This window comes from Burkholderia sp. HI2761 (assembly GCF_002223355.1).
GTDB lineage: Bacteria > Pseudomonadota > Gammaproteobacteria > Burkholderiales > Burkholderiaceae > Burkholderia.
The window spans coordinates 79946-98793 of the sequence record NZ_NKFN01000008.1; the positions used below are offsets into that span (position 1 = coordinate 79946).

At 69.6% G+C, this 18848-nt stretch carries 14 protein-coding genes; 8 read left to right on the plus strand and 6 right to left on the minus strand.

What is annotated here, in order from left to right; genetic code table 11:
* Positions 1 to 37: 37 nt before the first annotated feature.
* Together CFB46_RS30340 and CFB46_RS30345 are read right to left on the minus strand one after the other, a co-directional pair.
* Positions 38 to 1816 (minus strand): glycoside hydrolase family 15 protein, encoded by a 1779-nt coding sequence (locus CFB46_RS30340; RefSeq protein ID WP_034185542.1) that lies wholly within the window; start codon positions 1814 to 1816, stop codon positions 38 to 40.
* A gap of 5 nt (positions 1817 to 1821) precedes the next feature.
* Positions 1822 to 2805 carry an SDR family oxidoreductase gene (locus CFB46_RS30345; RefSeq protein WP_027785956.1) on the minus strand — a complete coding sequence of 328 codons (984 nt, stop codon included), beginning with the start codon at positions 2803 to 2805 and terminating at the stop codon, positions 1822 to 1824.
* A gap of 304 nt (positions 2806 to 3109) precedes the next feature.
* On the opposite strand from CFB46_RS30345, the gene coxB reads away from it, so the two are divergent.
* From coxB to CFB46_RS30365, 4 genes are read left to right on the plus strand one after another with little or no spacing between them, the layout of a single operon-like run.
* On the plus strand, positions 3110 to 4171 hold the full coding sequence (gene coxB / locus CFB46_RS30350) for a cytochrome c oxidase subunit II (protein WP_027785957.1): 1062 nt from the start codon (positions 3110 to 3112) through the stop codon (positions 4169 to 4171).
* 13 nt (positions 4172 to 4184) lie between these two features.
* Positions 4185 to 6824, plus strand: a complete 2640-nt coding sequence (gene ctaD / locus CFB46_RS30355) for a cytochrome c oxidase subunit I (protein ID WP_027785958.1) — start codon at positions 4185 to 4187, stop codon at positions 6822 to 6824.
* The gene (locus tag CFB46_RS30360; protein ID WP_027785959.1) at positions 6821 to 7222 is read left to right on the plus strand and encodes a hypothetical protein; all 402 of its coding nucleotides are present in this window, start codon (positions 6821 to 6823) and stop codon (positions 7220 to 7222) included. Before ctaD ends, CFB46_RS30360 begins: the two co-directional genes overlap by 4 nt.
* The gene (locus CFB46_RS30365; protein ID WP_089502424.1) at positions 7213 to 8790 is read left to right on the plus strand and encodes a cytochrome c; all 1578 of its coding nucleotides are present in this window, start codon (positions 7213 to 7215) and stop codon (positions 8788 to 8790) included. Before CFB46_RS30360 ends, CFB46_RS30365 begins: the two co-directional genes overlap by 10 nt.
* A gap of 206 nt (positions 8791 to 8996) precedes the next feature.
* Here the strand turns inward: CFB46_RS30365 and CFB46_RS30370 are convergent, their stop codons facing one another.
* On the minus strand, positions 8997 to 10457 hold the full coding sequence (locus tag CFB46_RS30370) for an efflux transporter outer membrane subunit (protein WP_027785961.1): 1461 nt from the start codon (positions 10455 to 10457) through the stop codon (positions 8997 to 8999).
* Positions 10458 to 10534: 77 nt separating this feature from the next.
* On the opposite strand from CFB46_RS30370, the gene CFB46_RS30375 reads away from it, so the two are divergent.
* The 4 genes from CFB46_RS30375 to CFB46_RS30390 all read left to right on the plus strand — a co-directional run bounded on the left by CFB46_RS30375 (position 10535) and on the right by CFB46_RS30390 (position 16331).
* Positions 10535 to 11152, plus strand: a complete 618-nt coding sequence (locus tag CFB46_RS30375) for a TetR/AcrR family transcriptional regulator (RefSeq protein ID WP_027785962.1) — start codon at positions 10535 to 10537, stop codon at positions 11150 to 11152.
* Between the two features lie 82 nt (positions 11153 to 11234).
* Complete coding sequence (locus CFB46_RS30380; protein ID WP_027785963.1) at positions 11235 to 12353, plus strand: efflux RND transporter periplasmic adaptor subunit; 1119 nt, start codon at positions 11235 to 11237, stop codon at positions 12351 to 12353.
* Complete coding sequence (locus tag CFB46_RS30385) at positions 12350 to 15490, plus strand: efflux RND transporter permease subunit (protein ID WP_027785964.1); 3141 nt, start codon at positions 12350 to 12352, stop codon at positions 15488 to 15490. The genes CFB46_RS30380 and CFB46_RS30385 overlap by 4 nt, the downstream gene beginning before the upstream one ends.
* A gap of 34 nt (positions 15491 to 15524) precedes the next feature.
* Positions 15525 to 16331: an oxidoreductase gene (locus CFB46_RS30390; RefSeq protein WP_027785965.1), complete on the plus strand. Its 807-nt coding sequence runs from the start codon at positions 15525 to 15527 to the stop codon at positions 16329 to 16331.
* 212 nt (positions 16332 to 16543) lie between these two features.
* Here the strand turns inward: CFB46_RS30390 and CFB46_RS30395 are convergent, their stop codons facing one another.
* The 3 genes from CFB46_RS30395 to benC form a co-directional block, all read right to left on the minus strand.
* Positions 16544 to 16942 carry a RidA family protein gene (locus tag CFB46_RS30395; protein ID WP_027785966.1) on the minus strand — a complete coding sequence of 133 codons (399 nt, stop codon included), beginning with the start codon at positions 16940 to 16942 and terminating at the stop codon, positions 16544 to 16546.
* Positions 16943 to 17051: 109 nt separating this feature from the next.
* A complete protein-coding gene (locus tag CFB46_RS30400) occupies positions 17052 to 17828 on the minus strand; it encodes a 1,6-dihydroxycyclohexa-2,4-diene-1-carboxylate dehydrogenase (RefSeq protein ID WP_027785967.1) in 777 nt (258 codons plus the stop codon).
* Positions 17825 to 18847: a benzoate 1,2-dioxygenase electron transfer component BenC gene (gene benC, locus CFB46_RS30405; protein WP_027785968.1), complete on the minus strand. Its 1023-nt coding sequence runs from the start codon at positions 18845 to 18847 to the stop codon at positions 17825 to 17827. The genes CFB46_RS30400 and benC overlap by 4 nt, the downstream gene beginning before the upstream one ends.
* Between the last annotated feature and the right edge of the window lies 1 nt (position 18848).

Here is an 18848-nt window from a genome sequence, read left to right on the forward strand (position 1 = left end):
GGCGCGGAACGGCGTGGCACCTGGTTAGCGTAGTCGCCTAGTCGATGTCGACGTCGTCCCGCCCGTCGCCCTGCAGCGCGAGCGCCGCATTCACGAGCCCGACCTGCGCGAGCGTGAACGGAAAATTCCCGCACATGCGCCGCGCGTTCACGTCGTATTCCTCGGACAGCAGCCCGACGTCGTTGCGCAAGCCGAGCAGCCGCTCGAACAGCGCGTGCGCGTCGTCGTCGCGCCGCTGCATCCGGTACACCTGCACGAGCCAGAAGCCGGCCGCGAGAAACGCGCCTTCGTCGCCTTCGCAGCCGTCCCCGAAACGCGGCGGCCGATAGCGGAACGGCAGGCCGTCGTCGACCAGCTCACGCTCGATCGCGGCGACCGTCGCGACGACGCGCGGATCGGACGCGTCGAGCATCCCCGTGAGCGGAATCAGCAGCAGGCTGACGTCGATGCCGTCGCCGTCGAAACGATCGACGAAGCGGCCGAGCCGCGCGTGATAGCCGTGCTCGAGCACTTCCGCACGCACCGCGTCGGCCCAGCGCCGCCACACGGCGAGCGGCGCGTGATGGCCGAATGCGCGTGCGGACCGGTACGCGCTTTCGACCGCGGCCCATACCATCACCTTCGACGACGTGAATGGGTGCCGCCCGCTGCGCACCTCCCAGATACCTTCGTCCGGCTCGCGCCAGATCGTCGCGAGATGTTCGAGCAGGCGCCGCTCGAGCGTCCACGCGTCGTCGTCGGGCGGCAGCCCATGCCGGCGTGCCTGGTACAGCGCACCGAGCACCTCGCCGTACACGTCGAGCTGCAACTGGTCGGCCGCCGCGTTGCCGAAACGCACCGGCCGCGCGCCTTCATAGCCGGCCAGATGCGTGGCCTCCCACTCGGCCGCGCGCCGGCCGCCGTCGGCCGCATACAGCACCTGCAATTGCGACGGGTGATCGGCGATCGCGCGCACGAGCCAGTCGCGCCAGCGGGCGGCTTCGTCGCGATAGCCGCAGCGCACCAGCGCGCGCAGCGTGAAGCTCGCATCGCGCAGCCAGCAGAACCGGTAGTCCCAGTTGCGCGCGCCGCCCAGGCGCTCGGGCAACGAACTGGTCGGTGCCGCGACGATGCCGCCGGTGCGCAGGCTCGACAGCAGTTTGATCGTGATCAGCGCGCGTTCGATCGCGTCGCGATACGGGCCGTCGGCCGCGTTGCAATCGGACCAGGCGCGCCAGAATGCCTGCGTGTCGCGCAGCGACGCATACGCATCGGGCACCGCCGGCGCCGCGTCGAACGAACGCGCATAACTGATGCAGAAATCCGTCCGCTCGCCGGCCGAGATCCGGAGCGTGCCGACGAGCCGGTCGCTCTGCACGTCGAGCCGGGCATCCGTGTCGAGCCACATCGCATCGCCGCCCGTCATCATCCGCCAGCGCCGGCCGAAACGCCGGCACCACGGCAGCGCGCTGCCATAGTCGAAGCGCACGCCGAGATCGACGTCGACGTCGACCGTCCCGCGCTCGCCGCACACGCTGCGCATCAGACACGGATCGGCCGAGTTCCAGCTCATCCAGTCGGTGATCACGACGCAGCCGGACGGTGTTTCGAACGTCGTTTCGAGTATCGCGGTGCCGGGCAGATAGCGCCGCGTCACGCGCGCATCCGGCTCGCTCGGCGCAATCCGGAACCGGCCGTTGTCCGGCGTACCGACGAGTGCGGCAAAGCACGGCGGCGAATCGAAATCCGGCCAGCACAGCCAGTCGATGCTGCCGTCGCGGGCGACGAGCGCCGCACTGCGACCGTCGCCGACGAGCGCGTAATCCTCGATCCGCATCGCGCTCACCGGTTCCATTTGCGCGTGACGGCAAACGCGGTCGCGAGCACGGCGACCGCCGCGCCGAATGCGAGCGCACGCGACGCGCCGAGCCCGGCCTCGGCGCCCGTGCGGTGCGCTTCGTCGGTGAACGCGCCGCGCGTCGCATGCCCGCCGGGCACGGTCGTCCACAGGTTCGACGGGCGCGGGCCGGCCGGCTCGGCGCGCTGCTGGCCGCGCACCGCCGTGCGTGCGAGATAGCGGTCGAAGCAGCCGGGCGCGATACCGTTCGCAACGATCGCCGCGAGCGACGACCAGCCGACCCAGCGCTCGCGGCACGGATACCGCGCGGCGTGCACGATCGCGTCGGCCGCCACCTCCGGCGCATAGACCGGCGCGACCGGCCGCGGTGCGTGCGGCAGCACGGATTCGGCCCAGTCGAACTGCGGCGTGTCGATCGCGGGCAATTGCACCATCGTCACGCGCACACGGCTGTGCGCATGCAGCAGCTCGCAGCGCAGCGCGTCGGTGAAGCCGCGGATCGCGTGTTTCGCGCCGCAGTACGGCGCTTGCAGCGGAATCGACCGGTACGCGAGCGCGGAGCCGACCTGCACGATCGTGCCGCGGTTGCGCGGCGCCATCCGTGCGAGCGCGGCCCGCGTGCCGTATACGCAGCCGAGGTAGGTGACGGCCGTCACGCGCGCATAGTCTTCCGGCGAGATCGCGTCGAACGGCGCGAACACGGTGACCATCGCGTTGTTGACCCACACGTCGAGCGGCCCGAGCTCGTGTTCGATCCGCTCGGCTGCCGCGTCGAGCGCGGCCGCATCGCTGACGTCGACGGCGATCGGCAACGCCCGGACGCCGTACGCACGCACCTCGCACGCGGTGTCATCCAGTGCGCCCGGATCGCGCGCGAGCAGCGCGACGTTCGCGCCGCGCCGCGCGAATGCGTGGGCGGTCGCGCGGCCGACGCCGGCGCTTGCGCCGGTGATCGCGACGGTCTTCACGGTCGGTTCCTCCCGTTGTCCGATGAGGGCCGGCACGCCTACGAGGCTTTCGCGCCGCAGCATGCCGGAACGGGATCGGCGCAGCAAACGACATGCCGCGCCGGCCACGCCGGCCCTCGGAGGCCGTATTGCCCCGATGCGTGCCGTGAACGGTCACCCAATTTACAAAGCGGCTGTAACGCACCGGCCGTTGCGCGCGCAATCCCGCGTCCCCACGGCGGCCTACGAGCGAGCCGCGTGCGCACGAAACTTGCTCGGCCGCGAACGGCTTTCGTCATGCCGCCGCATTCGGCAAGGAGTCGCGTTGCTCGTTCCGCTGTCCAGGAAAACGCGTCATATCGCATGCATCGCACCGTTCGCGTGGGCGGTCGCGCCGCTGGTCGCGCGCGCGGCCGCCGAGCCTGCGGAGCCCGGCAATCCGGCCGCACCGCTGCCGCTCGCCTACGTCATGCACGCAGCCGGCCCCGCGGCACAGCCGGTCCTCGTGCTCGGCTGGGCGCTGCTCGCGCTGTGCACGTTCGTCTGCGTCGCGATCGCCGTGCTGTTGCTGATCGCGCTGTTTCGCCGTCGCGCGCAGGCGGGCGGCGGCCACGGCAGCGGGCTGACGATCGTGACCGTGGGCTCCGCGATCTCGATCCTGCTGCTGTTCGGCGCGCTCGTCTACATGCTGCGCGTGCTGGGCGCGATCGCGGCGCCGCCGCGCCCGCCCGCGCTGACGATCACGGTGACCGCGCAAGACTGGTGGTGGGCCGTTCGTTATCCGGACGATGCCGGCGGGCCGGCCTTCGTCACCGCGAACGAAATCCATATTCCGGTGGGCGAACCGATCGCGATCGAACTGAAGAGCGCCGACGTGATCCATGCGTTCTGGGTGCCGCAACTCGCCGGCAAGACCCAGACGATTCCCGGCCAGACCAATCGCCAATGGCTGCAGGCCGACCGGCCGGGCATCTATCGCGGGCAGTGCTCGCAATACTGCGGCGCGCAGCATGCCCACATGGCGTTCGAAGTCGTGGCCGAGCCGCCGGCCGCGTTCCGTGCATGGCTCGCCGCGCAACGCCAGCCGGCCCCGGCGCCCACGGCGGGCGCCGGGGTCGAGCGCCGCGGCCAGCGCGTGTTCGCCGCGCGCTGCGCGGGCTGCCACGCGGTGCGCGGCACCGACGCGACGGGCGACGCGGGCCCCGATCTCACGCACGTCGGCACGCGCCGGCTGCTCGCGGCCGGCACGCTCGACAACACGCCCGACAACCTGCGCCGGTGGATCGCGCATGCGCAGCAGATCAAGCCGCAATCGCTGATGCCGTCGATCGCGCTCGCGCCGCGCGACGCCGACGATCTCGCCGCGTATCTCGCGACGCTGCACTGAACCGAGGATGCCGATGGCCATTGCCCACGACACGCCCACCCCGCTCAGCCGCGTACCCGACCTCGGCGAAGCGCCGCCCGGTTCCGCGCACGAGCGCGCGCTGGCCGAGCAGTGGGAATCGGAACCCGGCTGGCGCGGCTGGCTCGGCACCGTCGATCACAAGCGCATCGGGCTGCGCTACATCGTCACCGCGTTCGTGTTCCTGCTGCTCGGCGGCGTCGAGGCGCTCGTGATGCGCATCCAGCTCGCGCGGCCGAACGCGACGCTGCTCACGCCCGCGCAATACGATTCGCTGTTCACGATGCACGGCGTCACGATGATCTTCCTCTACGCGCTGCCGGTGCTGTCCGGCTTCGCGAACTACCTGTGGCCGCTGATGCTCGGCTCGCGCGACATGGCGTTCCCGCGGCTGAACGCGTTCTCGTACTGGGCGTTCCTGTTCGCCGGGCTGTTCCTGTACGCGAGCTTTCCGCTCGGCGCGGTGCCGGACGGCGGCTGGTTCAACTACGTGCCGCTGACGTCGCTCGACTACAGCGCCGGCGCGAACATCGACATCTATGCGCTCGGGATGATCCTGCTCGGCATCTCGACGACGGGCGGCGCCGCGAACTTCGTCGTCACGCTGCTGCGGATGCGCGCGCACGGCATGTCGATCGACCGGCTGCCGATCATCGTGTGGGGCACGCTGACCGCGTCGGTCGCGAACCTGGTCGCGGTGCCGTCGGTGAGCCTCGCGTTCCTGCTGCTGTGGCTCGACCGCAATGCCGGCACGCATTTCTTCGACGTCGCGCACGGCGGCCGGCCGCTGTTGTGGCAGCACCTGTTCTGGATGTTCGCGCATCCGTGGGTGTACGTGGTCGTGCTGCCGGCAATGGGGATCGTGTCCGACGCGCTGCCGACCTTCTGCCGGCGGCCGCTCGTCGCATACGAGGCCGTCGCGGTGTCGACCGTGGCGACGATGCTGATCGGCTTCGAGGTGTGGGTCCACCACATGTTCGCGACGGGCATCGCGCCGCTCGCGCTGGCGTTCTTCGGCGCCGCGAGCATGCTGATTTCGATCCCGAGCGCGGTCGCGGTGTTCGCGTGGATCGCGACGATCTGGACCGGCCGCCCCGTGTTCCGCACGCCGTTCCTGTATTTCGCGGGCTTCGTGCTGATGTTCGTGATCGGCGGCGTGTCGGGCGTGATGACCGCGGCCGTGCCGCTCGACTGGCAGCTCACCGATACGTACTTCGTCGTCGCGCACCTGCATTACGTGCTGCTCGGCATCAACGTGTTTCCGGTGCTCGGCGGCGTCACGTACTGGTTCCCGAAGTTCACCGGGCGGATGATGAACGAGCGGTTCGGCCGCTGGACCTTCTGGGTCGTGCTGGTGGGCTTCAATCTCGGCTTCTTCCCGATGCACGTCTCCGGGCTGCTCGGGATGCCGCGCCGCATCTATACCTATCCGTCCGGGATGGGCTGGGACACGTCGAACCTGCTGACGACGATCGGCTCGTTCGTGTTCGGGATCGGCATCGTGATGTTCGTCGTCAACGCGCTGCTGAGCGCGCGGCGCGGCGCGCGCGCCGGCGACAACCCGTGGGGCGGGGCCGGCCTCGAATGGTCGGTCGCGTCGCCGACGCCCGTGTACAACTTCGCGGTGCTGCCGCTCGTCGCGTCGCGGCATCCGCTGTGGGAAACGCGCGACGATCCGAAGCGCACCAGCCTGCGGGTCGGCTACCGGCTCGCGGACGGGCGCGAGGCGCTCGCGGTCACGCCGCTCGCCGCGACACCCAGCGCGATCCTGAAGATGCCCGAAGACAGTTGCGTGCCGTTCGTGCTCGCGCTGCTGGCGACCGCCGTGTTCGCGGCGATGCTCGCGCGCTCGCCGACCCTCGTCTGCGTGGCGCTCGCCGGTTGCGCGATCGCCACCGCCGCTTGGCTGTGGCCGCGCCGCACGCTCGGGCAGCGCGCGCGCCTGCCGGCCCGCGCCGACACGCAGGCGCCCGCCGCGGCGGCCGGGCCGCATCCGGACGAGCCGCCGTCGGCGACGGCCCCGGCCGGCGCGCCGGCCGCGTGCATCGAGCCGCTGCCGGTTGGCAGTTGCGGCGAGCGCGCGGGCGGCTGGTGGGGCGTGCTCACGCTGATCGTGACCGAGGCCGGGCTGTTCGGCTACCTGCTGTTCTGCTACTTCTACCTGCAGTCGCAGTGGTCCGCCCCGTGGCCGCCCGAAGGGATGCCGAAGATCGGGCTCGCGGCCGCCAACACGGTCGTGCTGCTGTCGAGCAGCGTGTTCGTGTGGCTCGCGGAACGCGCGGTACGCGCCGGCAGGCAGGCGCGCGCGGTCGCGATGCTCGTCGTCGCGCTGGTGCTCGGCACCGCGTTCGCGCTGGTCCAGCTGCACGAATGGCGCGACCATCCGTACGGCCCGACCGCGCATCTGTACGGCAGCCTCTACTTCACGATCACCGGGTTCCACCTCGCGCACGTCGTGGCCGGCCTCGCGATCCTCGCGCTGCTCGCCGGGTGGACGGCCGCCGGGTTCTTCGGCCGCGAGCGACGCGTCGCGCTGACCGTCGGCGGGCTCTACTGGCACTTCGTCGACATCGTGTGGCTGTTCATCTTCACCGCGCTGTACGTATCGCCATTCTGGCTGAGGAGTACCGGATGAACGACGCCCGCCGCGCGTGGACCCCGCTGCTCGCGATCGCGGCCGGCCTCGTCGGCGCGCCCGCGCTGTGGTTCGCGCAGATGCTCGTGTCGGAGACGCTCGCGTCCACCGCGTGCTATCCGCTCGGTGTCGCGCAGGCCGCGCCGCGCTGGGCGCACGTCGGCGTGTGGCTCGCGCTGATCGCCGCGGGCGCGTTCGCGCTGGCCGCGGCCTGCGCGACGTGGCTCGCGCGTGCGTGGCGACACCGGCACGATGCCGATGCGCCGGCCGCGACGCGCGACGACAGTACGCGCTTTCTCGCGCGCTGCGGCATGCTCGCCGCGCTCGGCTTCGTGATCGGTCTGGTGTTTACGGGGATCGTCACCGCTTTCGTGGGGCCTTGCAGCCCATGGCGCTGATCTCGTTCGCTTCGTGCTTCGTACCGGGCCGCCGCGCGGGTATCGCGCTCGCGGTATGCACCGCGCTCTGCGCGTGCGACATGCAGCGCGACGACGACGCGGCCGCCGCCAGCGACACGGCCGGCGCCGCATCGGCGGCGCAAGCGCCCGAGCCCGCGTCGGGCTGGCGGTTCGTGCGGATCCGCACGTCGGCGGCCGATGCCGGCGCGTCGATGTCCGCTCGCGCGAGAGACGATCCGCGGCTTTCCCGATCGCGGGATGCGAGCGCAGCGGATTCCGGCGCATCGAGCGCGGCCGCCCCGCCGCCCCATGCGGCTTCCGCGTCGACCGCCCGGCGCCCGGTGATCGCCGCGGCGGCCGCGAGCGCCGACGCCGCGACGCTCGCGCGCGGCCGCTACCTCGCGCTCGCGGGCGATTGCGCCGCGTGCCACGACGCGGCCGACCATACGCCGTACGCGGGCGGCCAGCCGGTGAATTCGCCATTCGGGCCGATCTATGCGCCGAACATCACACCGGACCCGACGCACGGGATCGGCCATTACACGCTGCACCAGTTCGACGATGCATTGCGGCGCGGCGTGCGCGCGGACGGCAGCCGGTTGTATCCGGCCATGCCGTACCCGTCGCTCGCGCACCTGAGCGACGACGACGTGCGCGCGTTGTATGCGTATTTCATGCGCGGCGTCGCGCCTTCCCCGAACGCGGCGAAGCTCACGCAATTGCCGTTTCCGTTCAACCAGCGCTGGGCGCTCGGGCTGTGGAGCCTCGCATTCGCGAACCGCGACCGGTTCACGCCGCAGCCGTCGCAATCGGCGGACTGGAATCGCGGCGCATATCTCGTGCAGGGGCTCGGCCATTGCGGCGCATGTCATACGCCGCGCGGGCCGGCCTACAACGAACGCGGTTACGACGAGCGCAGCCCTGCGTTCCTCACCGGCGGCATCAACGATCACTGGTTCGCGCCGAACCTGACCGGCGCGGACCCGGACGGCCTCGGCCGCTGGTCGGCCGACGACATCGCGACGTTCCTGCGCAGCGGCCATGCGGCGCGCGGCGCGGTGTTCGGCGCGATGGCGCCGGTCGTCGGCGAAAGCACCGCGTTGCTGACGGACGCCGACCGCCATGCGATCGCCGTGTACCTGAAGTCGTTGCCGGCGCAACCGACCGCCGCGACGAATCCGCTGGGGGTCGGCGTCCCGCGGCTGACGGCCGCCGGCCCTCGCCCGGAAGGCGGCCAGCAGGCGCCGGGAGCCGGCGTGTTCGCGGGGTTCTGCGCGCGTTGCCACGGCGCGGACGGGACGGGCGTGCGCGACCACGGGCCGCCGCTCGCGGGCAGTTCGATCGTCGTGGCGGCCGATCCGACCAGCGCGATCCGGATCGTGGTCGAAGGCGCGCGGCCCGCGCCCGGGACGCCAGGGCCGGTGCAGCGGATGCCGGCGATGCGCGGCGCGCTGACGAGCGCCGAGATCGCCGCGGTGGTCAGCTACGTGCGCGGCGCGTGGGGGAATCGGGCCGCGCCGGTGTCGGAGCAGGACGTGAGGCGGTTGCGGGCGGCGATACATCGGTAGCGGCGTGCTGCGCGCGGGGCTTCCCGGACGATGCAGGCCGTTCTGCGTCGACTCGTCGCCGCCACACAACACCACGACGATCGTCTTTCCGCGGACGCGTTGTGCGTCAGATCCGTAGGCACCGTGAACGCGCCCGGCTCACGGCCCCCGGAACCGCGATCGGTCGGCGCTTGTCCGGCCCGACCGATCAGGTTTCGACGATACCGCTACCGGCTCGCGACGGCCTGCGCTTGCGGCGCCTGCCAGCCACCGCCAAGCGCCTTGAACGCAGCCACTGCCGCGCGCGCCGATTCGGTTCGTGCCTGCACGCGTTCATCCGATGCGCGCAACAGGCTTTCGTCGGCCTGCAACACCTCGATCAGGCTGACCACCCCTTTCTGGTAGGCCGCGAACGATGCCGCGCGCGCGCGGCCGAGCGAATTCACGCCGTCGCCCAGAATGGCCGCCTGCTCGTCACGCTTGACGAGCGCCGAGAACGCGTTTTCGACGTCCTCGGTGGCGTGCAGCGCCGCGAGCCGATACGCGGCCAGCATTTCGGCATCCTGCCCTTTGGCCTGCGCGATCTGCGCATTGATCCGGCCGAAGTCGAACAGGCGCCAGCGCAGGCCGAGCACGCCCGCAGCCTGGTTCGCGCCGCCGGCAAACAGGTTGCCCGCGCCCATCGTCGTCGCGCTGCCGATCAGCCCGCTCAACGAGAACTTCGGGTAATACTCGGCGATGGCCATGCCGATGCGCGCGTTCGACGCCGCCACGCGCCGCTCGGCGACGATCAGGTCGGGCCGGCGCCGGAGCAGTTCGCCGGGCGTGCCCGTCGCCGCGATCCGCGGCGCCGCCGGAACCTCGCCGCCGGCGAGCAATTCCGCGCGGTGCGTGCCGGGCTGCGAGCCGAGCATCACGTCGAGCGCATTCATCGCCGCGTCCAGCGCCGCTTCGAGCACCGGCACCGTGGCGCGCACCTGCGCGAGCGCGCCTTCGGCCTGCCTCACCTGAAGCTCCGCCGCGAGGCCCTTTCCATAGAGCAGGTTGAGGGTCGACAGCAAATCCTGCTCGGTCCGCACCTGGCGCCGAGCGACGTCGAGCCGGCCCTGCAACCCGCGAATTGTGATGTAGGTATCCGCGGTTTGCGCGGCGACGGCGAGCCGCGTCGCGACCGCCGCCGCTTCGGATGCCTGATAGTCGGCGAGCGCCGCTTCGCGGCCGCGGCGCAATCCGCCGAATACGTCCAGCTCCCAGCTCGCGTTGAAATCGGCCTCGTAGTCGCTGCCATGTCGATCGAAACCCGGCGTCGAATTCAACACGCGCCCCAGCGGCGTTTCGACCGACTGGTAGACGCGCGCCGCCTGACCGGTCACATTGCCGGACGGCAGCAGCGCCGCATTCGCCGCACCGAGGCCTGCGCGCGCTTGCGCGACGCGCGCCGCGGCCTGCGCAAGATCGAGATTCTGCGCGAGCGCCAGCGTGACGAATCGCGTCAGTTGCGGATCGCCGAAGCCCGTCCACCACGTCGCGAGTTCGGCGGCGGCCGCCGCGTGGCGCTGGTCCACGGCATGCTGGCCCTCGAACTGCCGCGGCATCGCCACGTCCGGCCGCACATAGTCGGGACCGACGGCACATCCCGCCGACAAGGTGGCGGCCAGCGCCGCGGCAATGATGGGTTTGGGTAGCATGAGGGCTTTAGCAAGAATCCGATAGTGACTATAATACCAAATAGTCACTCGTTGTCCATTCCTGTCCGCTGTCGCCCATGAAAAAAACCCTCCCTTCCGCAGCACCCGCACGCGGCCCGGCCGACCACGACGTCCGGGATCAGATCGTGGCCGCCGCCACCGAGCACTTCAGCCGGTACGGCTATGAAAAGACGACCGTGTCGGACCTCGCGAAGGCGATCGGCTTCTCGAAGGCCTATATCTACAAGTTCTTCGAGTCGAAACAGGCGATCGGCGAAATGATCTGCGCGAACTGCCTGCACGAGATCGAAACGGACGTCCGCGCGGCCGTCGCCGAGGCCGAACTGCCCACCGAAAAGCTGCGGCGGATGTTCAGGGTCTTTACCGAAGCGAGCCTGCGGCTCTTCTTCCGCGACCGCAAGCTGTACGACATCGCGGCGTCGGCCGCCACCGAAAACTGGCGGTCGGTGCAGGCCTACGAGGCACGCGTGCAGAAGCTGCTGCAGGAGGTGCTGCAGGAAGGCCGGCAAAGCGGCGAGTTCGAGCGCAAGACGCCGCTGGACGAAACCGCGACGGCCATCTATCTCGTGATGCGGCCGTACCTGAATCCGCTGCTGCTGCAATACAACCTCGACACGACCGACGCCGCGCCCGCCCAACTGTCCAGCCTCGTCCTCCGCAGCCTCGCGCCGTGATGCGTCACCGTTTGTGACTATTGACTATATTGGTCACTAGATACACAATGAAAGCCCCGATCACTTCGTCACTGGGTCTTTCATGGTTCGGCATCGCCTCGCTTTCTTCGCAGTCACTTGCGCACTGCCCCTCGCGTTAGCCGCCTGCAGCGGAAAAACGCCTTCGGATCCGCGCACGGAGGCGCCGCTCGTGCGTACCGCCCTCGTGCAGACGGCCGCTCCCGCGTCGCGCTCGTTCACCGGAACCGTCGCCGCGCGCGTGCAGAGCGATCTCGGGTTCCGGGTATCCGGCAAGGTGCTGGAGCGGCTCGTCGATACCGGGCAAACGGTCCGGCGCGGCCAACCGCTGATGCGGCTCGACCCGATCGACCTGAAGCTCGCGGCGCGCGCGCGCGACGAGGCAGTCGCCGCCGCACGGGCCCGGGCGCGACAGACCGCCGAGGACGAAGCCCGCTACCGCGACCTGCGCGGCAGCGGCGCGATATCGGCATCCGCCTACGACCAGGTCAAGGCGGCCGCCGATGCCGCGAAAGCCCAGCTCAGCGCCGCCGAAGCCGACGCCGACGTCGCGCGCAATGCGACCGGCTATGCGCAACTCGTCGCGGACGGCGACGGCGTGGTGATGGAAACGCTCGCGGAGCCCGGTCAGGTCGTCAGCGCGGGCCAGCCCGTGGTGCGGCTCGCGCACGCCGGCAGCCGCGAGGCCGTGATCGCGTTGCCCGAAACCCTGCGCCCGACGCTCGGCTCGGTCGCGCAGGCCGGGCTGTTCGGCAAGCCGGACGTCAGCGTCCCCGCGACGCTGCGCCAGCTTTCCGACACCGCCGACGCCAGGACGCGGACCTTCGAAGCGCGCTACGTGCTGCAGGGCGCGCTGGCCGATGCCCCGCTGGGCGCGACCGTCACGATCCGCATACTGGACGACGCGCACGCGGCGCCGCAAGGCGGCATGCAGGTGCCGATCGGCGCGCTGCTGGACGCGGGCAACGGGCCCGGTGTCTGGGTCGTCGCCGGCGAACCGGCCAAGGTGGCGTGGCGGCCCGTCAAGGTCGAGCATCTCGACGACGACAGCGCGCGCGTGTCCGGCACACTGAAGCCGGGCGAGCGCGTCGTCGCGCTGGGCGCGCAATTGCTGCACGACGGCCAGCCGGTCCGTGTATCGGCGCAGGCCGCCAAGATCGCGAGCGAAGGAGCACGATCGTGAGCGAAGGCCGATTCAATCTGTCGGCGCTCGCCGTGCGCGAGCGCGCGATCACGCTGTTCCTGATCTGCCTGATCTCGCTGGCCGGGCTCGTGTCGTTCTTCAAGCTGGGCCGCGCGGAAGACCCGGCATTCACGGTCAAGGTGATGACCATCGTCACCGCATGGCCGGGCGCCACCGCGCAGGAAGTGCACGACCAGGTCGCCGAAAAGATCGAAAAGCGCCTGCAGGAGCTGCGCTGGTACGACCGGAGCGAAACCTATACGCGGCCCGGCCTCGCGTTCACGACGTTGACGCTGCTCGACGGCACCCCGCCGTCGGAAGTGCAGGAGCAGTTCTATCAGGCACGGAAAAAGATCGGCGACGAGGCGAACAATCTTCCGTCGGGCGTGATCGGGCCGATGGTCAACGACGAATACGCGGACGTCACCTTCGCGCTCTTCGCGTTGAAGGCCAAGGGCGAACCGCAGCGGCTGCTGGTGCGCGATGCCGAAACGCTGCGCCAGCGGCTGCTGCACGTGGCGGGCGTGAAGAAGATCAACATCATCGGCGAGCAGGCCGAGCGCATCTACGTGCAGCTGTCGCACGACCGGCTCGCGACGCTCGGCGTGAGCCCGCAGGAAGTATTCGCGGCACTCAACGGCCAGAACGCGCTGACGCCGGCCGGCTCCGTCGAGACCCGCGGGCCGGAGATCTTCATCCGCCTGGACGGCGCGTTCGACAAGCTGCAGACGATTCGCGACACGCCGATCGTCGTGCAGGGCCGCACGCTGAAGCTGTCCGACATCGCCACCGTCGAGCGCGGCTATGAAGATCCGGCGACCTTCATGATCCGCAACAACGGCGAACCGGCGCTGCTGCTCGGCGTCGTGATGCGCGACGGCTGGAACGGGCTCGACCTCGGTCGGGCACTGGACGGCGAAGTCGGCGCGATCAATCGCGAGCTGCCGCTCGGCATGAGTCTGACCAAGGTCACCGATCAGGCGGTCAACATCAGCTCCGCGGTCGACGAATTCATGATCAAGTTCTTCGCCGCGCTGCTGGTGGTGATGCTGGTGAGCTTCGTCAGCATGGGCTGGCGCGTCGGCCTCGTCGTCGCCGCGGCCGTGCCGCTGACGCTGGCCATCGTGTTCGTGGTCATGGCCGCCACGGGCAAGAACTTCGACCGCATCACGCTCGGCTCGCTGATCCTCGCGCTCGGGCTGCTGGTCGACGACGCGATCATCGCGATCGAAATGATGGTCGTGAAGATGGAGGAAGGCTACGGCCGCGTGGCGGCGTCGGCCTATGCGTGGAGCCATACGGCCGCGCCGATGCTGGCCGGCACGCTGGTGACCGCGGTCGGTTTCATGCCCAACGGTTTCGCGCGATCCAGTGCCGGCGAATACACCAGCAACATGTTCTGGATCGTCGGGATCGCGCTGATCGCATCGTGGGTCGTCGCGGTGGTCTTCACGCCCTATCTCGGCGTGAAGATGCTGCCCGACTTCAGGAAGGTCGAAGGCGGGCACGACGCGATCTACGACACGCCCCGCTACAACCGCTTCCGTCGGTTGCTGACGCGCGTGATCGCACGTAAATGGCTGGTTGCCGGGTCGGTCGTCGGCCTGTTCGTGCTCGCCATTCTCGGCATGGCGATCGTCAAGAAACAGTTCTTTCCGATCTCCGATCGCCCCGAAGTGCTCGTCGAGGTGCAGATGCCGTATGGCACCTCCATCTCGCAAACGAGCGCCGCGACGAAAAAGGTGGAAGCGTGGCTCGCCAAACAGAAGGAGGCCGAGATCGTCACCGCGTACGTCGGACAAGGCGCGCCGCGTTTCTATCTGGCGATGGGGCCCGAGCTGCCCGATCCGTCGTTCGCGAAGATCGTGATTCGCACGGACAGCCAGGACGCACGCGATGCGCTGAAGGCACGACTGCGGCGCGCGATCGCGGACGGCCTGGCGCCCGAAGCGCGCGTGCGCGTGACGCAACTCGTGTTCGGCCCGTACTCGCCGTTCCCGGTGGCCTATCGGATCACGGGCCCCGATCCGGACAAGCTGCGCGGCATCGCGGCCGCCATCGAACGCGTGATGAACCGCAGCCCGATGATGCGCACGGTCAACGCCGACTGGGGCACGCGCGCGCCGACGCTGCACTTCACGTTGCAGCAGGACCGACTGCAGGCGGTGGGGCTGACCTCGAGCGCCGTCGCACAGCAACTGCAGTTCCTGCTCACCGGCGTACCCGTGACCGAGGTGCGCGAGGATATCCGCACCGTGCAGGTGATCGCGCGTTCGGGCGGCGATGCGCGGCTCGATCCGGCGCGGCTCGGCGACTTCACGCTGGCCGGCGCGAACGGGCAGCGGGTTCCGCTATCGCAGGTCGGCAAGGTCGACGTGCGGATGGAGGAGCCGATCATGCGCTGGCGCGACCGCGTGCCGACGATCACGGTACAGGGCGACATCGCCGACGGCTTGCAGCCGCCGGACGTCTCGACGGCCATCACCAGGCAGCTTCAGCCGATCATGGACACGCTGCCGGGCGGCTACCGCATCGAACAGGCGGGCTCGATCGAGGAATCGGCCAAGGCGACGACGGCCATGGCGCCGCTGTTCCCGATCATGCTGGCGGTGACGCTGATCATCATCATCTTCCAGGTGCGCTCGATTTCCGCGATGGTGATGGTGTTTCTGACGAGCCCGTTGGGATTGATCGGCGTGGTGCCGACACTGATTCTGTTCCGGCAACCGTTCGGCATCAACGCGTTGGTCGGGCTCGTTGCACTGTCCGGCATCCTGATGCGCAACACGCTGATCCTGATCGGGCAGATTCACCAGAACGAACAGGCGGGACTGGATCCGTTCCATGCGGTCGTCGAAGCGACCGTGCAGCGTGCGCGCCCGGTGATCCTGACGGCCATGGCGGCGGTGCTCGCGTTCATTCCGCTGACCCATTCGGTGTTCTGGGGAACGCTCGCGTACACGCTGATCGGCGGCACGTTCGCCGGCACGGTGCTGACGCTGGTGTTCCTGCCGGCCATGTACGCGATCTGGTTCAGGATCAGGCCGGGCCATGCCGCCGGCTCGCATCACGGCCGGCATGAACCGGCATCGCCGGGCGAGCGCGCGCTTCAGCCCGCGCTCGATGCCCGCGATTGACACTCCCCCATTCACCGTATCGAAGGAAGCAGCCATGTCGAATTCCACCGTCGTCGTCGTGACCGGCGTGTCGTCGGGTATCGGGTGCGCGAGCGCGGAGCAGTTTGCCCGGCGCGGGTGCCGGGTGTTCGGCACCGTACGCAGCATTGCCGGCACCGCACCCGTCGCCGGCGTCGAGTTGATCGAGATGGACGTGCGTGACGATGCGTCCGTTCGATCCGGAATCCAAACGATCATCGATCGCGCCGCACGGATCGACGTGCTCGTCAACAATGCGGGAACGAGCCTGATCGGCGCGGTGGAGGAAACGTCGGTGATCGAAGCGGCCGCTTTGTTCGACACCAACGTGTTCAGCATCCTGCGCACGGCGCAAGCGGTGCTGCCGCACATGCGCGCACGACGCGGCGGACGCATCGTCAACGTCAGCTCGGTGCTCGGATTCCTGCCGGCGCCGTACATGGGCCTCTATGCGGCGTCCAAGCATGCGCTCGAGGGATTGACCGAAACGCTGGATCACGAGGTGCGCCAGTTCGGCATTCGTGCGACGCTGGTCGAACCGTCGTTTACGCGGACCAACCTCGACGTCAATGCGCCGCAGACCGGCGCACGAATCGACGATTACGGCCGCGAACGCGCGCTCGCCGCACGCGCCGTCGTCGACAGCGTCAAAGCTGCCCCGCCCCCCGGCGGCGTGGCCGATACCATCGTCGAAGCCGCGCTCGGCGCGTGGCGCATGCGGCGCACGCCGCGGGGCGAAGCCTCGCTCCTGAGCAAGCTGCGGCGCTTCATGCCGGCCGGGCCCGTCGATTCGAGCCTGCGCAAGAAATTCCGGCTCGCTTGATGCGGCGCGAGCGGCCCGTGCCGAGGCCGCCCGTCATCGACGTGCACCGGCCATCGCGACACGCCGCAGCGCGCCCCGGCCGTCACTTGCACGAATAGTTCGCCGCGTCCCTGATCGACCCCGAGCCGTTGTACGCGGCCTTCATCGGATACATGCATACGGGCTGGCCGCCGACCCGGTTTTACCCCGGCGCGGGCGTCGTGCCGCCGCGACTAGGCCCGCAGCACCGCCACCGCCTTGATCTCCACGATATAGCCGGGCGAGCCGCCGAGCATGTGCGCGCCGATCGCGGTCCACGCCGGCCGCGGATGCGCATGGAAATAGCGGTCGCGCACCTGCATGAACAACGGCAGGTCGCGCATGTCGGTATGGAAGGTCGTGAGGTCGACCACGTCGTCGAGCGACGCGCCGCCGGCCTCCAGCACGCGCCTGAGGTTCTCGAACGCCTGCACGATCTGGGCTTCGCGGTCCTCGACCAGCTGCATCGCCGCGTCGCGGCCGATCTGGCCGGACACGTAAACGGTATCGCCGACCTTGATCGCCGGCGCATAGCCGATTTTTTCGTACACGACTTCCATGCCGGCCGGGATGATCGCTTCGCGTTTGCTCATGAGTGTCTCCGTGGCCGCGCTTGCCGCGCCGGCCGGTTATGTGATGGTCGCCGTGCGCCCGGCCGCGGCGCGTGCACCTGTGCAGCAAGCAAATCGGCAGGCGCGCCCGTCAACCCGTATCCCCACCCGCGACCGGCAGCACCGTACCGGTGATATAGCTCGCCTCGTCCGACGCGAGGAACAGGATCGGCGCGATCTGTTCGTCGAGGCTGCCGTAGCGCTTGAAGTACGTCGATTCGGTCACCTGCCGCACGGCCTCGCCCATCCACGCCTGCTCCTGCTCGGTATCGCCGGCCGCATTGCGCGGCACGCGGCGCGGCGGCGCGCTGGTGCCCCCCGGCGCGGTGGCGACGACGCGGATGTTGTGTTCCGCGTATTCCATCGCGAGCGCCGACGTCAACGCGTTCACGCCGCCCTTCGCCGCGGAGTACGGCACGCGGCGAATGCCGCGCGTCGCGTTCGACGAGATGTTGACGATCGTGCCGCCGCCGCGTGCGATCAGGTGCGGCAGCACGGCATGACACGTATAGAGCGTCGGCATCAGCGAGCGGCGGATTTCCGCGTCGATCTGCGCCGGCTCGAACTCGGCGAACGGCCGCATGCGGATCGCGCCGCCGACGCCGTTGATCAGGATGTCGATGCCGCCGAAGGCCTGCACCGCGCACGCGATCGCCGCATGCGCGCCGTCGTACGTCTCGAGATCAGCGACGAAGCCCGCCGTGTCGCCGCCCGGCGCTTGCGCGGCCACCTCGGCCACGAACTCCGCGCGATCGACGAACAGCACCTTGCCGCCCTCGGCCGCCGCGCGCAGCGCGACACCGCGGCCGATGCCCTGCGCCGCGCCGGTGACGACGACGACCTTGCCGGAGAATCGTTGCATGGTCATGCCGCCTTTGCCGTGACGTTGGGGGTGAACTTCTCGTAGTGGAAGCTGTTCGGCTTCACGCCTGCGTCGTCGAAGTACTGGCGCACCGCATCGACCATCGGCGGCGGCCCGCACAGATACACGTCGACGTCGCCATCGTTCAGCGCGTCGGCCGGGATGTGCTGCGTGACCCAGCCCTTGCGCGGATGGCTCGACGCGGCGTCCGCGACGACCGTCGCGAAGCTGAAGTTCGGCAGTTTCGCCGCAAGCGCTTCGATCGCGTCGACCAGCACGAGATCGAGATCGCGCGTGACGCCGTATACCAGGTGCACCTTCTGCCGCGACCCGCTGCGCGCGAGCACGTCGAGCATCGACAGGAACGGCGCGAGACCCGTGCCGCCAGCGAGGAACAGCAGCGGCCGCGCGACGTCGCGCAGGTAGAAGCTGCCGAGCGGCCCGTGCAGGTCGAGCGTGTCGCCCGGCCGCGCCGATTCGAGCCACGTGCTCATCACGCCGCCGGGAATCTTCTTGATCAGGAAGCCGACCTTCGCGTCGCCCGGCGCGGACGAGAACGAATACGAGCGGTGCTGACCGCTGCCCGGCACGTCGATGTTCACGTACTGGCCCGGCAGGAACACCGGCGCACCCGCGCCGACGTCGAGTTCGAGCACGACGGCCGCATCGTTGTGCTGCTGGACCTTCGTGACCGTCGCGGCAAAGCTGCTCTGCCCGGTCTTGCAGGCGACCGACGACGTCGGCACCGCGATCACGCAATCGCTTTGCGGCACCATCTGGCACGTCAGTACGAGGCCGCCCGCCTTTTCGTCCTCGGTGAGCGCGTCGCCGATGTAATCGTCGCCGAGGTCGTAGCGGCCGCTTTCGGCGCGGCACTTGCAGGTGCCGCACACGCCGTCGGAACAATCCATCGGAAGGTTGATCTTCGCGCGAAAGGCCGCGTCGAGCACCTTCTCGCCGGCCTTGCAATCGATGAAGCGGGTCACCCCGTCATCGAAATTCAGTGCAATGTTGTAGGTGGACATG